The following is a 23901-nucleotide window of genomic DNA, read 5'->3' on the forward strand; positions in this document are numbered from 1 at the left end:
TCAAACTTATAATCCATATTGATCCAGCAGATAAACCAGGGCTGCCATTGAGGCTGCCCCAAGCTCAAGCTCTCGCTGACTAACAGCTTCGAAATTATCGACTGCCGTATGGTGGTAATCGAAATACCGCTGCGAGTCGGGCTTGAAGCCAAATAAGACTGTACCGAGCTGAGCCAGCGGGCCAATATCGGCCCCTCCACCTCCAGGCCCTATTTCAAGCAGTCCATAGGGAGCTAACAGCGGTTTCCAGGGCATTACTTTGGCCCGCTGCTCCGGTGTACCAACAATGCCAAATCCACGCGGTGTAAACCCTCCGGCATCCGACTCAACAGCGGCCATATGTTTTTCGTTGTTCTTCTTCGCCAGATCGGCATATTGAACTCCCCCCCGAAGGCCGTTTTCTTCATTCATAAACATCACTGCACGAATCGTACGCTTTGGCTTAATGCCCAACGCCTTAAACAGCCGCAGCACCTCAATGGATTGCATACAACCAGCACCGTCATCCTGCGCCCCTTCGGCCAAATCCCACGAATCCAGATGCCCACCCACTACAATAATTTCATCAGGTTTCTCGCTACCCTTAATTTCACCAACCACATTGTAGGATTTAGCATCGGGCAGGGTTTCGCAGTTCTCTTTAAAATAAAATGTTAGGTTCGGATTTTCCTGAAGCAGTTTACTAAGCAAGTCGGCCCCATTCGTACTGATTGCTGCCGTCGGAATCAGTGGAACGCCAGTTGCATACCGCATTCCGCCTACGTGTGGGTAATCATCATGCCGGGGATTCATGGAACGCACGATGGCCCCAACAGCACCAAGCTTGGCGGCTTCCGTGGCGCCATTGGCTCGTTGTTCAACGGCACCCCCATAGGCTTCAAACGTGTTGATTTTGGTTGGGTCCATTGGGCGGTTATAAAACACAATTTTGCCCTTCACTTTATCGGTGCTCATGGCCCGCAGTTCGGCAAAGCTTTTCACCTCGATCACGCCAGCATTGACACCTTTCGGGCCTGTAGCCACCGATCCACCCAAAGCCGCAATAGGTACCGTTATTTTTTGTTTGCCATTCTGAATATAAGCCTCTTCTTTAGCTCCCCTTACCCAGTGAGGCACCATCACATCCTGCAAAAAGACCCGATCGAACCCCTGTTGCTCCATAATCTGTTTCGTCCAGTCGACAGCTTTCTGGGCTCCAGCAGAACCACTTAACCGAGGGCCTATCTGTTTGGTCAGATACCGAAGCCATTCATATGATTTGCCACGGGCAAGGGCTTCATCATACATTTTTCGAATGGTAACCGAATCGGCAGTCTGGGCATAGCCATAACCCACAATCAGGCTCAGAAGAAGTGTACTTATTTTTTTCATACGGTTGTATTGGTTAAAAAGGCAATATACAGAAAAGACGAGATCACTACGCGCTAAATTGAAGTGTCTCAGAGACTAGTCAGCAACGTCTACGTCTTATGTACAATTCACCTAATTACAACGGATGCAACGAGACGATACGCTCTGGAAGGCTATTCTGGAAGATATTTTTGACGACTTCCTGCGATTTTTTATTCCCAATGCCGACGAAATCTTCAATATGGAGCGTGGCTTTGAGTTTCTGGATAAAGAACTAGAGCAACTCTTCCCTCCCGGCGAAAACGAATTTCAACCACGTTATGTCGATAAACTGGTTAAACTGTTTACTCGAAACGGCCAGGAAGAATGGATACTGGTCCATGTCGAAGTACAGGGCTATGTTGATACTGATTTTGCTCATCGTATGTTTACCTATTATTATCGCATTCTGGATAAATACCAGCACCCGATTACGGCCTTCGCTATTTTGACCGACGCGAATCGCCAATTTCGTCCTAAAGTCTATGAACGTTCGTTCTTAGGAACTCATCTGCGTTACGAGTTCAACACCTACAAAGTACTCGCCCAAACGGATGATGAAATCGATCGTTCCGACAATCCTTTTGCAATAGTTGTTCAAACCGTTAAATTAGCCTTACAGGGCCGAAAACGAGGAATAGATGGCGAAGTGCTTCTTGAGTTAAAACTAGATTTAGCCAAACGGCTACTTGTGAAAAAAATAGCCAAAGCTAAAATTCGGGTATTGATGGATTTTTTACGGCACTATGTCCGTTTTCATTCTGATACCCTACGAACCAAATTCGATGAGCAAATAAGTATACTTACAAACCAGAGAAAGACAATGGGCCTTGAAGAATTTCTGCTACAACGAGCCGAACGGCAGGGAGAAAAGAGAGGTGAGCGTAAAGGGGAGAAAAAAGGAATAGAAAAGACCAAAAAACTCTTCATTCAAAATCTGCTCACCAAAACCAACCACAGTGACGAACTAATCGCCGATCTGGCTGATGTCGATGTATCACTGGTTAGTAAGCTACGCCATAAACTGAAGTCCTAAAAAAGAAGCGTCCGGCCACTGTGTAGCAACCGGACGCTTCTTTTTTCTCGCTAGTTCGTGCCTTAGATATTAATAGCCCGATTATCTGTAGCCGCCAGACAGGCTTCCTTAAACGCTTCGGTATAGGTTGGGTGAGCATGCGACATACGGGACACATCTTCGGCCGATGCCCGGAATTCCATCGCCGTAACGGCTTCCGCAATCATATCGGCCGCACGAGCACCAATCATGTGGACACCTAGAATTTCGTCGGTGTCTTTATGGGCAAGCACTTTTACCAGCCCATCAACGTCCATACTGGCCCGCGCCCGCCCCAACGCTTTGAATGGAAACGAACCGACTTTATACGGAATGCCTTCTTTCTTCACTTCTTCTTCGGTATAGCCTACCGAAGCCACTTCAGGCCACGTGTACACAACACCCGGAATCAGTCGGTAGTGAATATGTGGCTTCTGACCCACAATGGTCTCGGCAATGAATGTACCTTCTTCTTCCGCTTTATGCGCCAGCATAGCTCCGCGAATCACGTCGCCCAATGCGTAGATGTGCGGAACGCTTGTACGTAGGTGTTCATCGACCTCGATCCGACCACGCTCGTCCGTTTTCAGGCCAGCCGCTTCCAGATTCAGCCCTTCGGTGTATGGACGACGCCCTACCGATACCAGACAATAGTCGCCGGTAAGGGTCGTTTGTTCACCTTTGGGGGTATCCATACTCACGACTACTTCATCGCCTTTGTTTTCAACTTTTGTGACTTTGTGGCTGAAGTAAAAATCAGCACCCAGTTTTTTGATCACCTTCTGCAACTCCTTGCCCATCGTTTTGTCCATGGTTGGAATCATCGAATCGAAGAATTCAACGAACGAAACCTTCGCCCCAATACGAGCATAAACGGAACCCAACTCGGCCCCGATAACGCCCGCGCCAATCACGATAAGGTGCTTAGGAATTTCTTTAAGGGTAAGCGCTTCCGTCGATGTAATCACTCGTTTTTTGTCGATCGGCATCGATGGAAACGATGACGGTTTTGACCCGGTCGCGATAATTATATTCTTCCCGCTAATGGTCTGTTCAGACCCATCGGTTTTGGTAATTTTAATGGTATGAGGATCAACGAATGAACCGACGCCATGATATTCGTCGATTTTATTTTTCTTCATCAGATAGGTGATGCCCTTGGTCGTCTGATCGACTACACTAGCTTTACGGGCAATCATCTGGGCCAGATCGACCTGTAAGTGTTCCAGTTTGATGCCATGTTCGGCAAAGGTATGGGCGGCATTATAATAATGCTCCGTCGAGTCAAGTAGTGCTTTTGAAGGAATGCAGCCAACATTCAGGCAGGTACCGCCCAGTGCAGGGTATTTTTCGATAATGGCAGTTTTCAGCCCCAGTTGTGCACAACGAATGGCGCCGGTATACCCACCAGGCCCCGAACCGATCATAATAACATCGTATTCCATGAAACAGTTGTTCTTAAGTTTCAGGCTCTTATTTCCATCTTTTAGCTTGGTAAGACCGCTGCTAACGAGGCCCCCAACAGTAAAAATTGAAACTCGAAACCTATCTAATATATAGCATTATGAATGCAAATTTGGTTCAGAATTTGATTACCCAAACCGATTTGCAAAAAATCGTGTTGGTGGTTTCGTAAAGCCCTTCTCATTCGGGGCTCTTGTGGTCCATTTTATGCGCTTCGTTTTACTTACTTATCTTCTTGCTTTGCTGATCCTCAGCAGTTGCACCGACTCCACTCAGCAAAATCAGCCAGCCGTTTATTATGATGTATTAGGCTTTGTGAAACGTCAGATTACCGACCTTTCAGATCAGAAGCCCGTTGTGACCAAGTCAGTCGCCATCAACGAAAAAAGAAACCAGGCGTCTACCCGCGACATTAACTGGGAACGCGAACTGGAATTATTCGCTCAGGCCGATATCAATAAGCCAGCCTTACGAACCAGCTACCAGATTGTACGGCCTGATTCGCTCACCTATCAGTATACGCTGAAAAATCCAGGAGAACATCTGGCTGTTCGGTCGCTTAACGTTCAGCTTGATTCCGTGACCCGTCAGCCTCGTCGCATTACTGCCGTTCTACAAACCAGCAACCCACTCTATTCATCCGAACGTACTCTTTTGTTAGAAAGCGGGCCGAAAGGCGGGCAGTGGCGCGTGCAACATTATACGCTGTCGGGCTATCAAAAACTTCCGTATTTCGATAAAAACAGCTTTCTGGTCGAAGGGCGTGTTCAATAAACTAAGCCGTTGTCAGGTTAGTCGATACAGGAAGAATAAAAATGAACGTTGTTCCTTCTTTGGGCCCGGAGTGAATTTCGTAACGCCCTTTGATCAAATCCATTCGGGCCTGAATATTGTGTAGCCCCATGCCTGTAGCATCGGCCGGGTTCATGCCACAACCATTATCTTTCACAATCATATTCAACTCGTTGTTGAACCGCCGGAACAAAATATCGGCTTCAGATGCTTCGGAGTGACGAATTATATTACTACAGAGTTCAATGCAGATCGAATAGAGATTAAATTCGGCTGTTTTATCCAGTCGGGGCAGCTCTGCAGCTTCTAATCGGAATGTAATCTTTTGCGTCAGATTAAGCTTGGTTACCAATCGGGTCAACGCCTGCGAAAGTCCTTGCTTCTCTAGTTCGTCGGGTTGGAGGTTGTGCGATAAATAGCGGATTTCCGCAAAAGCCTCCTTACTCATGTTCAGAAGATTAAGGTAGATCTGCTGTTCCCGATCCGACATTTTGGCTGGATTCAGGGCCGACAAACTGGTTTTAATAGCGGCCAGTAAACCACCCAGGCTATCGTGCAAATCGGCAGCCATACGTTTCCGTTCAAGTGTCTGTCCACGCAGTAACGCTTCTTCAATCTCCCTGTTTTTGGCCCGTAACTGATCGTTAGCCAGTTTCAGTTCAACCGTTCTGGCCAGGACTTTGTCTTCCAGATCATGATTCAACGCTTCGATCTCCTGCTTCTGGCGATTAATCAGGCGATTTTTCCGGTAATATAAAATAACAAAGCCCAGCAGCATAGTCAGTCCACCGACCATGATAATTCGCATCAGGTTAGCCTGCTCAATATCATGGCTAAGCTTGTCAATATGGGCTCGTTGCTCCAACCGACTCTTTTGCGATTCGGCGCGTAGACGTTCTGTCTCCACCCATTGCTTTAAGTGATTCATCCGGGTTTCACTTTCAAGCTGTTCCCGCTCCGACTCGGCCCGCACCCGATCCAGCTCAGCCTGTCTGCGGACGTTCAGTAATTGCTGCTGTTGTATAAACCGTTCTTTTTCGGCAGCAATCCGCACCTGGTTAACATCATATTTTTTCTGAACGGCTGATAATTCCTCTATACGTTTAAGATTTGTCAGACTGTCGCGCAGCATACTGAACTCTTCATACATACTTAACGCCTGTGCCGGTTGATTTGCCTGACGATAAGCCCGATACAGGGACTGCGTAGCCATTTGCCGAATTCGGGTATAACCTGCATTCCGCGCTACAGCCACCGCTTTTTCACCAAACTCAATAGCCAATTTAGGCTGTTTGATTAAGGTATAACATTCGGAAAGTCGGGCCCAAACCGCAGCTTGCCCTGGAACATCTTTCAATTGTGTCCAGACAGCCAAAGCCTCTTCAAACACCTGAATAGCCTGTTCGGGTTGTTGCCGGCTTATATAAAAATCTCCGAGTCGTTCCCCTGCATAAGCTGCATTGATCTGCGAGTGGGTATCTCGGGCAATTTGTCGGCTCAGTTCATATTGCTGGCGCGCCTGCTCATACTGCCCCCGAATTTCGTAAATCTCACCAATTTGCGTTATGGCCTGGCTAGTAAGTAGTTTCCGGTTCTTAAGCGGCACCGACGTATTATAACCCAGCAGCGTTTGTGAAAGCTGATAGCTACTTAAGGCCTTATCGTATTCTTTGAGCAACATGTAGATATCGCCCATGTTCATCTGCACTTGCCAGCGCGGAGAGCTCTCGCGAGGCAGTTTACTACATAATTCGGAGGCACGCTGATTGATTTGAAGGGCCAGCGGGTAATCGCCTTTTACGACCCGGAGGTGATACTCCTGCAGCATCATGGCCCGAACCGCATACAGGTTATTATGAAGCAGCAAAGCCTGTTCTTCCAACTGCTTCGCGTAGCTATAGCTACTGTCTCGTTGAGCCCCTCTCATCTGCTTAAACACCAGGGCCATATAACGCAACCCCTCCAGGCGTAGCGTATCATTAATACGCCCTCTCGGCAAGCGGGCTGCCATCTGCCGATGTACCCGGCCCAGTGTCAGTAAACTATCCATGTAGGCGGTGTCGCTCCGCCGATCAAAGTTCAGTTCCGGCAATTTTGGAAACGGCTGAGCCAAGCAGGTGATACACCAGCTGAGTATGGCTATTCCAATCCAAACTGATCTCATAGATATTTACCTATCTCATGTAGAGCTGATCCAAGTACGAAAGTAATGATTTAGCTCAGTAAATCAAGACATTGACTATGTATACGCTCAATTATAAGATGACGTATAGAGCTAAAGTAACCCTGTGTAACCTAAAACACACTATTTACTTATTATTGATCAGATTCCTTCCCGTTAATAAAAACCAACCGATGTCCTATTAGTAGGTATTGGCTGTTCATTACCTAACAAATTTACCTACTGTTAATCGATGACTTAAAAGTTTTTGTTAATGTTGCATTAAAAAAAAGTAAGCCCGCTTTAAACGACTGGTATTAAAATTGAATCTATACTAGTGTTATCAAACGTAAGTACAATTATTTCCCCGAATAAGCTAGATTTGGTAAAAATTGAAACTTACGGTATATTTTCTGGCGGCAAATAGAATTTTTCGAAGAAATGGTCTCTTTTGGCAGATTTTTTGTGAGATTTATTTGGATTTAACCCTAAAATCTTAGTATCTTCAAGGCTGGATCACGGAAATATTTTTAAAAACATAACCCCTTCATACACTATCGGAACACAACTCTACGTTACCTAATTGTCTTACTGAAAATGGAAAAAGCCCAGGTAAACGACAGTGAGTTGATTTCCCTGTATATCCGTGGTAATGAAAAAGCCTTTGCCAAACTAGTGCAACGGCACAAATCGAAGATTTACACCACTATTTATCTGATTGTAAAAGATCAGTATATAGCAGAAGATTTGATGCAGGACACGTTCATCAAGGCCGTGGATACTATCAAATCTGGTAGATACAACGAGGAAGGAAAATTTCTACCCTGGATTATTCGAATTGCTCACAACTTGGCCATTGACTATTTCCGAAAAGATAAACGCTACCCCAGTGTGGTGTTTGAAGACGGAAGCAGTGTGTTTAATACGCTTGAGTTTGCAGAAGATTCCGTTGAGTCAATGCAAATTCGCCAGGAAACACACGAGCATTTGCGCGAGTTGATTCAGCGATTGCCAGAACAACAACGCCAGGTGCTTATCATGCGGCACTACGAGGAAATGAGTTTCCAGGAGATTGCCGATGCAACCGGCGTCAGTATTAACACGGCATTGGGACGTATGCGTTATGCGCTGATCAATCTGCGCAAACAACTGAGCAAACGTTCGCCGAGTTATGATAAAAACCTTTACTCAAGATGATGTGATCCGGTATGTCTATGAGGAGACCTCAGCCGAGGAAAATCTGCTCATTGAAGACGCTCTGATGTCGGAACCGGAATTGATGACGTTCTTCCTCGAAGCCCTTGAATTAAGAGCTTTGATGAATAAGATCGAACGCCAGCCCAGGCCCGACACTGTTCAGACTATTCTGGATTATTCCCAAAACCATCCATTAAACCCACCTGCCCGATTACGCCATTCGTAATTGGGCAGTTTACGGGCGCAGTTAAAAGCTGCGTAGCCGAAAGCTATCTTGCTGTGTAACGCTAACCAGCAGGATAGCTTCCGGCTATATCTGTTTATGCCTACTCACTGAGTGAATTAGTACGTATTATGGTAAAGAAAGAACGGTTCCGGCACTTCCTGGATTATTTTACCGTGCATTACCCTGAACCGAAGACCGAGCTTAATTTTTCAAATCCTTACGAGTTACTGGTAGCTGTGATCCTATCGGCACAATGCACCGACAAACGAATTAATCAGATCACACCCGCTCTATTTGCTCGTTTTCCAGAAGCAGAATCTCTGGCAGCGGCATCGGTCGATGAGGTATTTTCCTATATCCGAAGTGTGTCTTATCCGAATAATAAGGCAAAGCACCTGGTCGGCATGGCTAAGGCGTTAATGGAGCGGTTTGGAGGGGACATTCCAGCTACAGTGGAAGAATTACAAACCCTGCCGGGGGTAGGTCGTAAAACGGCCCATGTGATTTTATCGGTAGTGTATAACGAACCGACTATGGCGGTAGACACGCACGTTTTCCGGGTATCGCATCGGTTGGGTTTAGCTCCGCTTACGGCAACTACTCCCCTGGCCGTCGAGAAAGCGTTGATGGCGCATATACCGAAACAGTACGTGCCCAAAGCGCATCACTGGCTGATTCTACACGGACGATATATCTGCCTAGCCCGTGCGCCCAAGTGTGAGGTTTGCGAACTGAAGGATTTTTGTAAGTATTATGAAAAAGTAATTAGGAGTTAGGAGCGAGGAGTGAGAATCCTCCGTCCGACGATAAGTTTTTGCGCCAGCCTTCTCACTCCTCGCTCCTAACTCCTAATTACTTGCAACTAGTACTGTTCGGTTCCGGCGAAGAAGAAATTGCTTTCGATTTCAGCGTTTTCGTCGGAGTCCGAGCCATGAATAGCATTGGCTTCCATCGATTTAGCATATAGCTTCCGAATGGTTCCTTCTTCAGCGTTGGCCGGATTGGTTGCGCCAATAAGTTTACGGAAGTCAGCAACGGCGTTCTCTTTTTCCAGAATCATCGGAATAATAGGACCCGACGACATGTAAGCCCGCAGATCATTATAAAAAGGACGCTCGCGGTGAACAGCGTAGAACTGGCCAGCGCGCTCACTCGTTAGCAGCGTCTTTTTAATTGCGACGATACGGAAACCCGCTTCCTCAATCAGTTTGATAATTGCTCCAGAATGCCCGGCCTCTACAGCATCGGGCTTGATCATGGTGAAAGTGCGATTCGTTGCCATTATGGATATTAATCTCCAAATTTTATTTGGCTGCAAAGGTAGACACTTCCATCCGAAATGCCACGCTGTTCGTCAAAACACTGCAGTTCCTTATAACTATTTAATCATGATTGATGCGGTGGGCGGGTTTAATTACCCCAATAAATAGCCTGATAATTAATCCACTATTCATCAGATACAGCAAACGATCAACCGCCAATCGTATTATTTCTTACTTTTGGGTTTTGATTACGGCCAGGGCCGTTTAGGTATGCAAGACATTGAAGCAATCGGCACGTTGCTAGAACACCCACAGACAGTGCTGATTACAACTCACCAGAATCCTGATGCCGATGCTATGGGATCGTCGCTGGGTTTGGCGGGCTATCTTCGGAAGAAAGGTCATCGGGTTACGGTTGTGACGCCGACAGATTATCCGCAAAGCCTCCATTGGATGCCGGGCAATGATGGCGTCATCGCATTTGATGAAAAAGTCCGGGTTTCAGTCAGTCAGCTCGTTGAAGAAAGTACCGTTATTTTCTGCCTCGATTTTTCCAGCCTCGACCGTATTCGTGAGTTAGCCCCGCTGATACGACAGGCACGTGCCCGAAAAGTACTGATCGACCATCACCTTGAACCTGAATCGTTTGCCGATTTAGCACTCTGGGATCCCAAAGCGGCTGCGACGGCCGAACTCATTTTTCAGCTGATTGTACAACTGGGTGACAAAGCCTTGATCGATGTCCCCATAGCCGAATGTCTGTACTCGGGATTAATGACCGACACAGGCTCATTCCGGCATTCCAATACAACGGGCAATGTGCATCGCATGGCGGCCGAACTGGTTGATTTGGGCATTGATGTGAGCAGCATTCACCGACGTATTTTCGACAATGTATCACTCGATAAGTTTCGGATGCTCGGGTATGTCCTGAACGAAAAGCTGAAGGTATTGCCTGAGTATAAGTTTGCCTACATTACACTGACCGATGCAGAACTAAAGCGGTATCGATCAAAAACCGGCGATACGGAAGGCATGGTCAATTATGCACTGGCAGTAGAAGGTGTCGTGATGGCGGCCATTCTCATTGACCGGGTCGATGAAATTCGACTGTCGTTTCGCTCAATTGGCGATTTTTCGGTCAGAGATCTGGCCAGTACACATTTTGATGGTGGAGGGCATCGGAATGCTGCTGGTGGTCGTTCTAAATTATCGATGGCCGAAACAGAAAAGAAACTTTTATCTATCATTCCTTTGTATCAGCAATCACTGCTGGAAACTGTTTAATCTTTCTGGATTTCAACTTTTGACTAGCCTCCGAAAGTCAGAAGCCTGGAACCTTGAACCTGAAGCAATCTTAAATAAACAACTAACAATCTCTCATGTCTCTCAAAAATTTCGGGAAAGCCGCCCTGATCGTCGCTGTGGTAGCGGCTTGCGGTAAAAACCGCGTTCAGGTAACGGACAACGGCCTGAAGTACCAAATTCACGAACAATCAGAAGGCACTCGTAAGGGCAAAGTTGGCGATATTCTGACGCTGCACCTTACCCTGATGAACAACAAAGATTCGATTCTGCGCGATACGCACAAAGAAGGGGCTCCTTTCCAGATGTTGCTACAGGTTCCCCCTTTCAAAGGATCTTATGAAGAAGGTCTGGCTATGCTGGGCAAAGGCGATAGTGCCACATTCTACGTGAGTGCCGATTCGCTTTTCACCCGGGCAATGCAGCCCCTGCCGCCAGGAGTTCAAAAAGGTAGTGATATTGGCATAGCCGTAAAAGTCCTGAATATTCAGACTGAAGACGAGTATAAGAAACAGCAGGCTGCCGATTTTGATAAACAAAAAGGGATCGACGCAAAAGTCATTGATAGCTACGTAGCCAAAAACGGTTTAGCCGGAAAAGGTCAGAAAACTCAGTCGGGGGTTTATTATATCGTGACTCAGCCATCGAGCGGCCCAGCTCCTAAAGCCGGTGAAATTGTTAAAGTCCGTTACACAGGCAAACTATTGAACGGAACGATTTTCGACAGCTCCGAGAAAAGCCTTAATCCACAAGCCAGCGGTGAACCTGTTCAATTCCCGATTGGTGTAGGACAGGTTATTCCTGGCTGGGAAGAAGGGGTTATGAAAATGCACAAAGGTGAGAAAGCAACCCTGATCATTCCTTCGACACTGGCCTATGGTTCACGTGCCAATCCGAAGATTCCAGCGAACTCAGTGCTGTTGTTCGACATTGAGCTATTGGATATTCAGAAAGGTCAACAGCCAGGAATGCAGCCTGGTATGCCACAGCCCAGTCGGTAAGATAGTTTTATTTATTCCGAAAGCCGTTTGCAGTTATAGCTGTAAACGGCTTTTTTTGTTGATGATGGAACTCTGCTTTGCTACCAACAATCAACACAAACTCGACGAAGTGGCTGGTCAACTCAGCGGCTCGTTTACCCTGAAAACGCTACGTGACATTGGCTGTACCGACGAATTACCCGAAACAACGGGTACAATAGCTGGTAACTCACGCCAGAAAGCCGAATACGTCTGGACGCATTTTGGCCTATCGTGCTTTGCCGATGATTCGGGTCTGGAAGTAGAGGCCATTAACGGCGAGCCCGGTGTCGATTCGGCCCATTATTCAGGTAGTCGGGATGCAGGTAAGAATATAGAAAAGTTACTCACTAAACTTGCCGGAAACAGCAATCGGAAAGCCCGGTTTATCACAGTATTCACGCTGATCCTGCAAGGTATTGAGCATCAGTTTGAAGGCGTTATTGAAGGCCAGATACTAACGGAGCCTCGTGGCGAAGGTGGCTTTGGCTATGACCCTATATTCCTACCAGATGGCCATAACCGAACATTTGCCGAAATGCGGATTGAAGAGAAGAACGGGATGAGCCACCGCTCCCGAGCCTTGGCTAAGATGATCGCCTATCTGGAAAAACAAAAAGGGAAGTAAGACCCGGCATAAACATGACATCCCGAAAGTATAGCACTTTCGGGATGTCGTAATAGACTCTATTGTTCCGTTCCTACTCCGACCGCGAAGACGAAACTTTGGCGGCTGGAGTCGATTTTTCAGCTTTATCTTTCTCCAGTTGCTTCTTTACGGCCTCACGCTGATCATCGCGAACGGTTGGGTATTTGATGCCGAGTTGCTCCAGATACGTTTTATACTTCGTAGGATCGTAATAAAATGTCGAGAGCTTCGGCTTGAACTCGTCCATGATCTTCTTATTTAGATAGATCGCGGGTTTTTCCTTCGAGGAGATCAGCGGTTCGTATTTGATATCCTTGGTCTGCTCATCCCGGTAGTAAGCCCAGGCATCTTTAATCAGCTCAGGCTTCATCAGCAGATCGAGCAACGTCATGGCTTCCGCTTTGGCGCCGTAGACAACCCCTTTATGGGCAATTGGTGTCGCCATCGAAATGGCATTCGCCCAGTGGTGCCCCGGCAGTCCTGGAATATTACTTGGATAGCGTAATACAATCGTTGGCAGCGACCACGAAATATCAGCAATATCGTCGGAGCCACCACCCATAGACGTCATAGCCTGACCACCCATCATCACTACAGGAGCCGACGAAGTTGGCAGACTCATCGAATCGAGTTTGGTAGCCAGTCCACTCATTTTGGGTGCCTGAAGTTCCAATTGCGAAGCACGCGCCAGGAGTTGATCTTCCTCCGTCCAGGTGGGTAGGCCTACCTTTTTGATATTCTCGTAAGCCGCAATGGCCATCGCTTTATTGGTATGTACTGGCCAGGCCGAGCCTAAAATTTCGTAGCTGAATTTCGTATCGGTCATCAGCGCAGCTCCCTCGGCAATTTTGACGCCCGTTTCGAACAGTTTTTTGATTTTCGGATACGTTCGTTCGCGGAAGTAATACCAGACTGAGGCTTTTGAAGGCACTACATTAGGCTGATCGCCCCCATCGGAAATGACATAGTGTGAACGTTGGGTAAGCTCCAGGTGCTCACGACGGAAATTCCAGCCTACGTTCATCAGTTCAACCGCATCCAGTGCACTCCGTCCACGCCAGGGTGCGCCGGCCGCGTGAGCCGCCTGCCCTTCAAAACTGAACTTCACCGACACCAAGCCGTTGTTGCCATTATCGCCCCAGGAAACACCGAGGTTATTGCCTACGTGCGTGAAAATACAGGCGTCAACATCCTTGAAATACCCGTCACGAACGTAAAAAGCCTTTGTACCGACGAGTTCTTCAGCCACACCCGGCCATAGCATCAGCGTACCCGGAATTTTTTCACGCTCCATTAGTTTCTTCACGGCCAGTACAGCCACAATATTCAACGCCTGCCCTGAATTGTGCCCTTCACCATGACCAGGAGCGCCTTCCACAATCGGGTCTTTATAGGCTACACCGGGCTTCTGGCTAGCCTTTGGAATACAGTCGATATCGGAACCGATTGCGATGAGCGGTTTACCTGATCCCCAGGTAGCTACCCAGGCCGTTGGGATGCCAGATATACCTGTTTTTACGGTAAACCCTTCGTTTTTCAGCAAGCCGGTTAAGTACTCAAACGACTCTTCTTCCTGGAAACCCAGTTCGGCAAAACTGAAGAGCATGTCGTTGATTTGCTGCGCTAGTGCCGAATTAGCTTCCACAGCCGCAACAGCTTCCTGCTTCAATTTATCAAGCTTGTCGACGGATTTAGCCCCTTTCTTCGTCTGCGCTATTAGAAGCGTTGGCACGAGCAAAAGAGCCAATAAAAGATTTGTACAGTTTCTCATTGGTATTACCAAATTTTATAATGATGATTGGGCAGTTGACTAGCTAAAGATACGGCTAATTGATAAATCAATGAATAATTAACAACAAAAAAGACAACCCAATATGAGTTGTCTTTGAATGGCGTAGTGCCTGAACCAACGCAAGACTTATCTATTCTGACTTTAGCCTGGTCAGAAAACGGTCGTATGTCTCTTGATCAACGTCTAGCTCGATCCGTTTGTGCGGATTGGTAAAACCAGCCACAATCGTCACATTGGACTTGGCAACACCGATTTGTTTAGCCAAAAATTCGGTCAGATACGCATTGGCTTTCCCATCCTGCGCTGGAGCTTTAATCTTGGCGTTAAGCATCCCGGCGGCATCATAGAATAACTGGTCTACTTTACTGCCGGGTTTTACTTTCAGATGTAGCGTAACAGGCATGAATCAGACGTTGACTTTATAATTCAGCGTAATTTCATCGCCCGTCATGCCTCGGAACCCCCAGTTATGCGCCGGACTTTCCAGAATACAGATTTCGAGGTCGGTAAGGGGCAAATTTAGCTGAGTACAGACACGTTCATAGAGCAAACGGATCAGCCTTTTCTTCGTATCGACCGTGCGGCCTTCAATCATCATAAACTCCAGAATGATATATCGTTCTGATGCGGTAGCCGGTCGAAAGAAATCGTCCTTATCAAGATAGAAAAAGCGGTGCGCCCGTTTGTTTTCCGGAAACTGGAGCGCTTCGACCACACACGCATGAATGGTATCGGAAAGCACTTCCCGAATGGGCAGCAGGTGTTCACGCACACCGTAAATCTTTACCTGACTCATGTTTGCTACGGCTTGAGCTGACTGGCCAGCACAGCAATGCCTTCTTCAAAACTATGCGGATCGTAACCTAATACGGTTCTGGCTTTATCCAGAATAAATCCGGTACGCGGTGGCCGACGCGCTACCTGCGTGAACGTGGATGCATCGGCCTGCGCAATCAGTGATTTATCGAGACCGAAATAATCGGCGGTTTTGATTGCCATGTCATACGGGGTCAAAACTTCTTTCCCCGATATATTGAAAATGCCTTCAGCTTCTTTATCGGCAATCAGATAGCAGCCCATCGCCAAATCTTCGGCCAGGGTTGGACTCCGCCACTGGTCGGTGACGACTTTAATGTTCTTACCGTCTTCCAGCGATTTTTTGACCCACAAAATGATGTTGCTGCGGCTCATATCGTGGGCAATGCCATACACGAGTACTGTACGGGCAATAGCCCAGCGCAAGGGCGCATCGGCCCGGTTCGCATGTTTAACGACTGATTCGCCAGCCTGTTTGCTCCAGCCATAAAAACTGATGGGATTAGCTTCGGCCGTTTCGTCGTAAGGGCCCGCCGTGCCGTCGAATATGAAATCGGTAGACACGTGCACCAGAAAGGCATTGGTAGCCTGGCAGGCTTCAACGATGTATTCAACCGCATGAACATTCTGCGCCCAGCACGCATCTTTCTGTACTTCGCACTTATCCACATCGGTCATGGCGGCCCCGTGGATAACTACATCGGGTTTTACCTCGCCAATGGTATCCAATACCTGCTGCCGATCGGTAATGTCCATTGATCGGTATATATATCCATCGGCATAAGGCAACCGATTATCGCCCCGGGCGGTGGCAATTAATTCAATGTTTGGCTGTTTGGTCAACAAGTCAACCAGTTTTTGCCCCAACAGGCCATTGGCCCCAGTGATAAGAATTTTTTTCATAATCTGATAGGTAGAGACGCCATACCTGGCGTCTCAAGTGCGTCAGCTATAAACCATCCGGTTGGTAAAGTCTCCGGTTAGGAGACACGAGGTATCGCGTCTCTACAGGTATTTGTATCCGAACTGCTTTGTAATCTTCTTTTTCTTGACCCAATCGCCCGTCATGGTCATGCGAACGTCTTTAACGGGTCGGTCCATTTCGTCGCGGGGTTGTTTGGCAATGCTGTCCACAATGGCCAGCCCATCAATTACCTCGCCAAAAACGGTGTAGTTGCCATCCAGATGCGGAGCACCCCCAATGGTTTTATATACCTGTTTCTGCTCATCAGTCGGTACATGCCCTTTCATAGCCTGGATTCGTTCGACCTGCTTTTGCAACGTGGCATCATCCCAAACCCGACCTTGTACAACGTAAAACTGGCAGGCACTCGACGCTTTTTCGGGATTATTATCGCGAGCAGCCGCTAAGGCCCCTTTCTTATGGAAGAGTGTGGGCACAAACTCGGCCGGTATCCGTTCGCCAATGCTACCACTTCCAAGAGGATCGCCAGCTTTTGCCTTACGGGAGTTTGGGTCCCCCCCCTGAATCATGAACAGAGGAATAATGCGATGAAACAACAGACTATCGTAAAATTTCTGATCGACCAGTTTGATAAAATTTTCCTTGTGCTTAGGTGTCTGATCGTACAGAACGAGCCGCATAGGGCCGTAGGCTGTTGTCAACGTAACCAGATAGTCTTTTTTCTTCCGGTTCTGGGCCAGAAGCGTGGTTGGAATTAATAAAAAGAGAACGAGATAAATACGCATGGTTCGTTGCCGATCAGAATCGAGAAATAATTACAAAGCTACGCGATTCTGAAAGGCATCTTTCAAACGCTGGTCGTGGGTAACCACAATGAGGCTGGCCCCTATCTGCTCCGACTGCTCACGCAGGAGTTGCACAACACGCTCTGTATTTTCATCGTCAAGGCTCGACGTTGGCTCATCGGCCAGAATAACCCCCGGCTGATTCATAACGGCCCGTGCTATACTCACCCGTTGCTGTTCGCCCTGACTTAGCTGATGCGTTTTTTTGTCCAGATGATCACCGAATCCTAATTGGCCTGCCAGTTCCTTTGCCCGCACTTTATCCTGCGGTTTATCTGCTAAATAATTAGCCAGCAACAGGTTATCAAGCACCGAAAGCGAACTGACAAAGTGAGGTTTCTGAAAAACGATACCCACGTGTTTGGCCCGAAAAGCGGCTGTTTCGGCTACACTCAATTTTGTCAGGTCTGTTTCGTCGATGGTAACCGAACCACTTTTGGGCTTGAGCAACAAGGCCAGCAAGTGCAGGAATGTTGTTTTACCCGTTCCTGACCGACCCAGAATCAGGAGTGCTTCCCGGTTGGCGCAGTACACATCGGGAAATGTAAACTGCTTTGTGGGGTTGTACGCAAACGAAAGTTGGTTGGTCGCCAGCATAGAAACAGAAGCTAATACACACAAAAATAGGCAGGCAATGAGAATAATATAGAATGGATGATGAACAATGAATAATTTTACTCCCCAGTTAGGCATTATTTATTATCCATTCTACATTCTACATTTGAAACGAATCGCTCTGTTTGCTTCTGGATCTGGCTCGAATGCCGAGAAAATCGCTGCCTATTTTGCTGATGATACCAGCGTTGAGATTTCATTGATTGCCTCGAATAACCCAAAAGCGGGGGTTATTGACCGGGCCCGCCGTGGATTCGGAAGACGGCTGCACATCCCGGTTTTGCTCTTCGACCGACAAACATTTTATGATACCGACCGAATTACCCAACTGTTGCTCAATCAGCACATTGATTTAATCGTATTAGCCGGTTTTATGTGGCTGATGCCCAGCAAATTGGTGCAGGCATTTCCGAATAAAATCATTAACATTCACCCAGCATTATTACCTAAATTTGGGGGGAAAGGCATGTATGGTCACTTTGTTCACGAAGCAGTAGTAGCAGCCAATGAAACAGAGTCGGGGATCACGATTCATTATGTAAACGAACATTACGACGAAGGACAGATCATTTTCCAGGCCAGCTGCCCGGTTTCACCGACTGATACGCCCGAAGACGTAGCCAAAAAAGTTCAGGTATTGGAACATCTGCATTATCCAAAAGTGGTAGAAGACGTGTTGACGAGATGACTATTTTTACAAAACATAAAGCCATTGGGCTAGCTGGGGTACTGGTTGTTTCAGCCATACTGACCAGTTGCTTCCGACCAGTCCTTTATCTTCAGAATAAGACGCATTACCCGGTTGAGGTATTCTACGACAATCAGCGGCCTTCCCGTCCTTTCGACCCGTTACAGGATTTAGAAGTCAAAGGGGAAGTGCAACTCTCGGCCAGGCAGCTTGACGAACGCAACAAACGGATGCTGAGCCGGGGAAACGATATGCAGCAAAAAGAACTAATGCTGGCCCGACTAACTATGCAGGCCAAGAATATCGGCGCCGATGCCTTGGTAGCTGTCAAATACACGTACTACACGTCGGTGACCGACAACGGCTACATTATGACGGGACTGGCCGTGAAATACAAGAAAGAAGAGGAAACCACCGCTAAATAGCTCCTTACTTCGATTAATGGCTCTTACTCACTCCTAAGTGTAACCGTTCCAGTGGTCTTGTTCTAAAACCGCTTGTAGGGTACACTCGACTTTGTTTTTCTCGAAAAGCGCCCCAAAGAGCTTTATCATGGCTCAGCGGGTAATTCGTCGATTAATCCACTAGCTTCACTAGCTTTCCTATCAAAGGTAAAACCTGCCAGTTTTGTGGCCGTTAGCCCCGTATATAAACTACAACCTGCCAACTATATAGTCTGAACCTTAACGCTTGCTGTCGGCGGTAACTTTCGCCAGTCACCCAAACACAAACCTTAAAACGTTTCAGAAAATGAAAACCTTATCCTGTAAAGATGTAGGATTCGATTGCGAAGCAGTAGTGAAAGCAGGCTCCGAAGAGGAAGTACTACAGCAGGCAGCCCAACATGCTAAGGCTGCCCATGGTGTTACCGTTACGCCTGAGATGGCTGAACAGATCAAATCGCTCATTCACGATGAATAATCTTTTCGTGTCCCTAATGAACTGGAAACGATTTCTGCTCATCGCTGTATGGACCTGTTTAGGTTGGGCGTCTTTACAGGCTCAGCCAATGACCACCAGTACGACAAACTCACCGAAACTGAAATTTCTGATCCATGTTACCCATGGCCCGGCCGACCCAACTCGGGCTGCAATGGCTTTTCTGGTTGCCAGAACGGCTTTGGAAGAAGGGCATACCGTCAGATTGTTTTTAGCGGGCGATGCAGTTACGTTGCTGAAAGAAAGTGAGATAGATAAAGTAGTAGGACTTGGCACAGGCAAACTGCGTGATCATTATGAAGCCATTGTGAAAACCGGCGGTCATTTTTATTTATCTGGCAATTCGTCCAAAGCCAGGGGATTAACTGACGTCGACATTGCCGGTAAGCCAGCGGAGTTTGCCTTACCGACGGTTCTGGTCCGGCTCGCCACCGATAGTGACCGGATATTTACGTATTGAGCTTTCGATGAATTCCGCCCTCCCAAAGACACGTTTTCCCAGATATAGTCACGACTTACCTTAGAAAGCGGTTGTCTGTTCAAAACTGCTGAGCAGGTAGTCAGTATAAGTAGTGGCTTTCCTAAATCTGCCATTTATCAACACCATTTCCCCACCTATCAACCGAGGCCTTCCACTCACAAACTAGTTCCTAACTCTATGTATGAAAAGGGAACATTTACAACCATTGATTAGTCTAACGTAAACAATAGCTAGATGGGAAGAGGAGGAAGTTACGTACGAAAAAGCGGCCCAAAAGGCCTATTGCGATTTTTCGACAAAAAGTTCGACTGGATCTTCCTGGTAATTATCACCCTGATTATCCTACTCGCCATATTTCTGTAGAGACAACAAACAGCCAGGTATGTACTAATGAACCCCCAGTCTGACCGGCTGGGGCTTTTTGTTGACTTTACTGGCCAGCAACTGTCTATGCCACCAGATATCTAGTACGCACCACCGCTTCTGAAGCTAAACCCACCAGCTATCGATTCTTGCTCATAGCCCCCTTCCGGGCGCTATACCTTTGACTCATCAACAGGCCGCAACGGTACACTAGCTAGCCCATTGCGACAGCCTGTTCTTAATCAACTTCCAAATTCTTCGTTCAATCATGAAAATCTCTTCCCTATTTATCCTGTTCGCTTTCGGTGTCCTGTTCAGTTCTTGCAGCAAAAAAACAGAAGATGTATCCCCCACCAATGGCTCTGCAACGACTGCCGCTGGATTCCGGGTTAAAATCGACGGTAGCGACTATAACCCCGATTTTTCATACGCACTGGCTACCATGCCAGGTAAAAACGCCTATTACGCCATTTATGGTCTCGACAGTAAAACTAGTGATGTAGTGGCGATGGCGCTACCCGCAACAGCTGGCGAAGGTACTCACCCAATTGATAATGTTAACTTTGGCATGCTCACCTACAATAAAGAAGACTTTTCGACCATCAATGGCGGATCGGGCACGATCACAATTACCAAAAAGACCGCCACTAATCTTGTTGGTACGTTCAGTTTTACGGCCGTTGACGCAACTGGCCTTAAGAAGCGGACACTCACCGAGGGCACTTTTAACGTCACCATTCGGGAATAACGTAGTAGTCACCGTATAAAGTTGGCCCGACGCTTGCCCACTAATCGGCTCGTTATTACCTTGCTGAAGGCCTGAAAGTCAATCCCGTAGGACTGCTAAGTAGCTCTGCGGGATTCCCGTTTCTCTACAAAAGAACCCGCTTACTCAATGCGTTCCGTTCTGCTCCTGCTGTTCGTACTAAGAGTTGCTCAGGCTCAACCGCCTAACCTGAAACTCGAACACCTGACCATCCGCGAAGGGTTACCTTCCAATGATGTCTGGTGTTTGCACAAGGATCGGCAGGGGTTTCTATGGATTGGAACGGGGCGCAATATCTGCCGATACGATGGCTACGACTTTCTACGGTTAGATAGCCTTAAACTAGGCTACTGTTCGGGTATTTCTTCCGACTCTAAAGGCAATCTCTATACGTCCAATGATACGAAAGGCCTGTGCAAAATCGACACGAAAACGCTGGCCATGACCACCGTCGTTACCAACAATTATGATGACACAGACCCCACTAATGATCTCCACGAGCAGAGCTTAGTCGATAGCCACGATCAGGTGTGGGTGTGCGACTACTCGTCGGTCAAACGGTATAACCCAGCCACCGGCAAGCTTCATCGGTATACATTCTCCAGAACAGTTTCGGGTGGCGACGTATATCAATACGCCAGTTTTTTAGAAGATAATCAGAAACGACTGTGGATTGTCTCAGAGATTGGGCTGTACCAGTATGACCGATCGCACGATCGGCTCATCTGTGTACTCGGACCTGAAGCTACCCAACTCCAGAACCGAATCCCAATTCGACTGTGCCGGGCCTCGGTTGATGCAGCCGGAAACCTCTGGCTAGGAGGCTACGAATACGGGTTGGTCTGGTTCTCGCCCGACAAGGGCACTTTCCGAATCTGGAAGACCGGGTTTGAGTACACCAACGTAACCTGTGCGCAGGAGTCGCAGAACGAGAATGGACGAAAAATGCTGTTTGTAGGCACCGACGATGGGATTAGTGTTTTTTACCCCGACCGAAATGCACTGTACAATCTGCCGACATTCTCGAATACAGGTGTTCAGGTAAAAGACATGCATGACGACCGAGCCAACGGTATTCTCTGGATCGGCACCCGCGAAGGAATCTACAAATATCGATACCGGAATGCGGGTATCCGCACCGTTGCCATTCCGCCAGACGTAGTCCGCCTACCTGTGCAGATTACCAGTATTCTGCCCGTACCAGGAGGTTCGTATCTGCTGGGATTGTCGCGTTCGGGGGCGTTGCACTGGAATCCGGCTACGAATCGGTTTCGGCGTGTACCGTATCCAATGCAGACCTATACGCAACAACTTCGGTGGATCATGGGGCGTCCGTTTGCGTTTACAGAGAAGGGCGTATTTGTAGGCGATCCGTCAATGCGTCATTTCTCGGCCTGGGAACCCGCCACTCGATTATTTAAAAGCCTCGACTTCCGTGATGGCCTGCTCGACCGGAAGGGGCGGCTATGGATTCTGAATCTTAACGAGGGGCCACGCGTCATTGATCCGAAAACCGGGTCAGAAATTAAACTCTGGTCGGACAAGGAAACCCGTCAGTTAACCCATTTTACCTACATGAAGGGGATTACGGAAGGCATCGACGGGCGCATCTGGATTGCTACCTGCACACGGGCTTTGTTTCATTTTGACGAAAAGCGGGCGAAATTCATCAATATTGAACAGATAGCAGGTGACAAGACCAAAATATTGGGGGGCGACTGCGTCAATGGTATGCAGCAAACGCCCGATGGGTCAATTCTTATTGCCAGTTGGGGTGGGGTCTCCAAAGTTTCATCGACGGGTAAAATTCTGACATCCTTCGAGTTCCAGACCGACGCGCTGATGGATACCTATTGCGCCAACATTGCCGAAGCGCCTGATCATAAACTCTGGTTCAGTACAAACGAAGGTGTTCACATTGCCAACCCTCAGAATCGCTCCATTCGGTACCTGACCACCATTGAAGGACTCTATAGCAACGCGCCCGTTGGGTTCTATTATAACCGCCCAGCCAACGAACTCCTGCTAGGCCATACGAACGTGCTGAACCGACTAAACATGGTGCAGATTGACCGGCAGATGACGGTGCCCCATATCGTAATCAGCTCCGTAGAAGTGAAAGGCAAGCCCCTGCACCAGGACTTATCAAAGGAAATTAGTTTACAACCTGACGAAAACGCTATCACGCTGAATTTCTCGGCCCTGAACTACGAACCGGACTCTAAAAATCAGTACCGATACAAACTCGACGGGGTCGATACGGCCTGGGTTGATCTGGGCGATCGGCATACCTTGTCGTTCACGAATCTGCCCCCTGCTACGTACCAATTAGCGCTCAAAAGTGGTAACGCGGCCGGTATCTGGTCCGCAAAACCATTGATGGTCAGGTTTACGGTGAATCCCCATTTTTCAGAAACCTGGTGGTTCAGAAGCTTGCTGGGACTGCTTCTCAGTGGCATTGTGGTCGGGTTGATGCGCTGGCGGGTTGATACCCTCGGTGAACGAAACAAGCTCGATCTTGAGATTACCGAATTGAAGCTAAAGGCGCTCCAGTCGCAGATGAACCCCCACTTCCTATTCAATTCGCTTAATTCGGTTCAGCATTACCTGCTTACTAATCAGGGCATTGAAGGAGCCAGGTACCTCTCCAAATTCTCCAAACTCGTTCGGCGCATTATGGAGAACTCCAATCACCAGTACCTGCGCTTCGAGCAGATCATCGAAACCCTAAAGATGTACGTGGAGATCGAGTCATTTCGTTTTAACCACGAGTTTCAGTACGAATTCTGCATCGATCAGGACGATGAAACCCTGATGGATGCCCTCTTACCGCCTATGTTACTCCAACCCTATGTGGAGAACGCCATCTGGCACGGTCTTATGCCCAAAGAAGGGTTCAAGAAGCTTACTATCTCTGCCCGCACAGAAAACGACCATATTGTTTGCCAGATTGAAGACAATGGCGTGGGTCGGCAGTTTGCTCCCCGAACCGAGGGACATATTTCGCGGGGACAGGAGATGACCAGGGGTATTTTTGATTCCCTGCGCCGGAAAGACAGCGATGCCCGCCTGGAAGTGATTGACCTGGTGGATACCGAAGGGCAGCCCATAGGTACCCGTATTAACATGCTTATTCCTCTCGAAAACTCTTGA

At 47.7% G+C, this 23901-nt stretch carries 24 protein-coding genes; 14 read left to right on the forward strand and 10 right to left on the reverse strand.

The features are described from left to right. Positions 1-6 precede the first annotated feature (6 nt). A complete protein-coding gene (locus tag BGO59_RS06950) occupies positions 7-1371 on the reverse strand; it encodes a M20/M25/M40 family metallo-hydrolase (RefSeq protein WP_293682579.1) in 1365 nt (454 codons plus the stop codon). A gap of 124 nt (positions 1372-1495) precedes the next feature. Between BGO59_RS06950 and BGO59_RS06955 the strand changes: the two genes are divergently transcribed. Further along, positions 1496-2425 (forward strand): Rpn family recombination-promoting nuclease/putative transposase, encoded by a 930-nt coding sequence (locus BGO59_RS06955; RefSeq protein ID WP_293682581.1) that lies wholly within the window; start codon positions 1496-1498, stop codon positions 2423-2425. 62 nt (positions 2426-2487) lie between these two features. Here the strand turns inward: BGO59_RS06955 and lpdA are convergent, their stop codons facing one another. Beyond that, on the reverse strand, positions 2488-3888 hold the full coding sequence (lpdA, locus tag BGO59_RS06960; protein WP_293682583.1) for a dihydrolipoyl dehydrogenase: 1401 nt from the start codon (positions 3886-3888) through the stop codon (positions 2488-2490). Positions 3889-4114: 226 nt separating this feature from the next. Here lpdA and BGO59_RS06965 point away from each other — a divergent pair, with 226 nt between their 5' ends. Next, positions 4115-4681 (forward strand): hypothetical protein, encoded by a 567-nt coding sequence (locus BGO59_RS06965; protein WP_293682585.1) that lies wholly within the window; start codon positions 4115-4117, stop codon positions 4679-4681. 1 nt (position 4682) lies between these two features. Here the strand turns inward: BGO59_RS06965 and BGO59_RS06970 are convergent, their stop codons facing one another. Next, complete coding sequence (locus tag BGO59_RS06970) at positions 4683-6791, reverse strand: tetratricopeptide repeat protein (RefSeq protein WP_293682586.1); 2109 nt, start codon at positions 6789-6791, stop codon at positions 4683-4685. 666 nt (positions 6792-7457) lie between these two features. Here BGO59_RS06970 and BGO59_RS06975 point away from each other — a divergent pair. The 3 genes from BGO59_RS06975 to nth all read left to right on the forward strand — a co-directional run bounded on the left by BGO59_RS06975 (position 7458) and on the right by nth (position 9059). Next, positions 7458-8057, forward strand: a complete 600-nt coding sequence (locus BGO59_RS06975; RefSeq protein WP_293682588.1) for an RNA polymerase sigma factor — start codon at positions 7458-7460, stop codon at positions 8055-8057. Next, positions 8032-8283, forward strand: a complete 252-nt coding sequence (locus BGO59_RS06980) for a hypothetical protein (protein ID WP_020597066.1) — start codon at positions 8032-8034, stop codon at positions 8281-8283. The genes BGO59_RS06975 and BGO59_RS06980 overlap by 26 nt, the downstream gene beginning before the upstream one ends. Positions 8284-8411: 128 nt before the next feature. After that, entirely contained in the window at positions 8412-9059 is a 648-nt protein-coding gene (gene nth / locus BGO59_RS06985) for an endonuclease III (protein ID WP_293682592.1), read from the forward strand. Positions 9060-9145: 86 nt separating this feature from the next. Here nth and BGO59_RS06990 read toward each other — a convergent pair whose 3' ends face one another. After that, positions 9146-9565, reverse strand: a complete 420-nt coding sequence (locus BGO59_RS06990) for a nucleoside-diphosphate kinase (RefSeq protein WP_020597064.1) — start codon at positions 9563-9565, stop codon at positions 9146-9148. Between the two features lie 250 nt (positions 9566-9815). On the opposite strand from BGO59_RS06990, the gene BGO59_RS06995 reads away from it, so the two are divergent. From BGO59_RS06995 to rdgB, 3 genes are all read left to right on the forward strand, one after another. Continuing rightward, positions 9816-10832 carry a bifunctional oligoribonuclease/PAP phosphatase NrnA gene (locus BGO59_RS06995; protein WP_293682596.1) on the forward strand — a complete coding sequence of 339 codons (1017 nt, stop codon included), beginning with the start codon at positions 9816-9818 and terminating at the stop codon, positions 10830-10832. Positions 10833-10927: 95 nt separating this feature from the next. Next, positions 10928-11851 (forward strand): FKBP-type peptidyl-prolyl cis-trans isomerase, encoded by a 924-nt coding sequence (locus BGO59_RS07000; RefSeq protein WP_293682598.1) that lies wholly within the window; start codon positions 10928-10930, stop codon positions 11849-11851. 64 nt (positions 11852-11915) lie between these two features. Continuing rightward, positions 11916-12497: an RdgB/HAM1 family non-canonical purine NTP pyrophosphatase gene (rdgB, locus tag BGO59_RS07005; RefSeq protein ID WP_293683128.1), complete on the forward strand. Its 582-nt coding sequence runs from the start codon at positions 11916-11918 to the stop codon at positions 12495-12497. A 73-nt stretch (positions 12498-12570) separates the two neighbouring features. Here the strand turns inward: rdgB and BGO59_RS07010 are convergent, their stop codons facing one another. From BGO59_RS07010 to BGO59_RS07035, 6 genes are all read right to left on the reverse strand, one after another. Then, positions 12571-14289, reverse strand: a complete 1719-nt coding sequence (locus BGO59_RS07010; protein ID WP_293682600.1) for an amidohydrolase — start codon at positions 14287-14289, stop codon at positions 12571-12573. A 151-nt stretch (positions 14290-14440) separates the two neighbouring features. Next, positions 14441-14713 (reverse strand): DUF167 domain-containing protein, encoded by a 273-nt coding sequence (locus BGO59_RS07015; protein ID WP_293682602.1) that lies wholly within the window; start codon positions 14711-14713, stop codon positions 14441-14443. A gap of 3 nt (positions 14714-14716) precedes the next feature. After that, a complete protein-coding gene (locus BGO59_RS07020; protein WP_293682604.1) occupies positions 14717-15106 on the reverse strand; it encodes a tautomerase family protein in 390 nt (129 codons plus the stop codon). A gap of 5 nt (positions 15107-15111) precedes the next feature. Then, a complete protein-coding gene (locus tag BGO59_RS07025; RefSeq protein ID WP_293682606.1) occupies positions 15112-16029 on the reverse strand; it encodes an NAD(P)-dependent oxidoreductase in 918 nt (305 codons plus the stop codon). A 102-nt stretch (positions 16030-16131) separates the two neighbouring features. Continuing rightward, complete coding sequence (locus BGO59_RS07030) at positions 16132-16836, reverse strand: peptidylprolyl isomerase (RefSeq protein ID WP_293682608.1); 705 nt, start codon at positions 16834-16836, stop codon at positions 16132-16134. A gap of 30 nt (positions 16837-16866) precedes the next feature. After that, positions 16867-17493 carry an ATP-binding cassette domain-containing protein gene (locus tag BGO59_RS07035; protein ID WP_293682610.1) on the reverse strand — a complete coding sequence of 209 codons (627 nt, stop codon included), beginning with the start codon at positions 17491-17493 and terminating at the stop codon, positions 16867-16869. A 124-nt stretch (positions 17494-17617) separates the two neighbouring features. On the opposite strand from BGO59_RS07035, the gene BGO59_RS07040 reads away from it, so the two are divergent. From BGO59_RS07040 to BGO59_RS07065, 6 genes are all read left to right on the forward strand, one after another. Continuing rightward, positions 17618-18199 (forward strand): phosphoribosylglycinamide formyltransferase, encoded by a 582-nt coding sequence (locus BGO59_RS07040; protein ID WP_293683129.1) that lies wholly within the window; start codon positions 17618-17620, stop codon positions 18197-18199. Further along, the gene (locus tag BGO59_RS07045) at positions 18196-18624 is read left to right on the forward strand and encodes a hypothetical protein (RefSeq protein WP_293682612.1); all 429 of its coding nucleotides are present in this window, start codon (positions 18196-18198) and stop codon (positions 18622-18624) included. The genes BGO59_RS07040 and BGO59_RS07045 overlap by 4 nt, the downstream gene beginning before the upstream one ends. Before the next feature lie 325 nt (positions 18625-18949). Further along, positions 18950-19120, forward strand: a complete 171-nt coding sequence (locus BGO59_RS07050) for a DUF1059 domain-containing protein (RefSeq protein ID WP_293682614.1) — start codon at positions 18950-18952, stop codon at positions 19118-19120. Next, positions 19113-19598 carry a DsrE family protein gene (locus BGO59_RS07055; protein ID WP_293682616.1) on the forward strand — a complete coding sequence of 162 codons (486 nt, stop codon included), beginning with the start codon at positions 19113-19115 and terminating at the stop codon, positions 19596-19598. The genes BGO59_RS07050 and BGO59_RS07055 overlap by 8 nt, the downstream gene beginning before the upstream one ends. A gap of 652 nt (positions 19599-20250) precedes the next feature. Beyond that, complete coding sequence (locus tag BGO59_RS07060) at positions 20251-20730, forward strand: DUF6252 family protein (protein ID WP_293682618.1); 480 nt, start codon at positions 20251-20253, stop codon at positions 20728-20730. A 147-nt stretch (positions 20731-20877) separates the two neighbouring features. Further along, positions 20878-23901: a histidine kinase gene (locus tag BGO59_RS07065; RefSeq protein WP_293682620.1), complete on the forward strand. Its 3024-nt coding sequence runs from the start codon at positions 20878-20880 to the stop codon at positions 23899-23901.

Origin of the sequence: Spirosoma sp. 48-14 (assembly GCF_001898575.1) — a bacterium.
Lineage (GTDB): Bacteria > Bacteroidota > Bacteroidia > Cytophagales > Spirosomataceae > Spirosoma.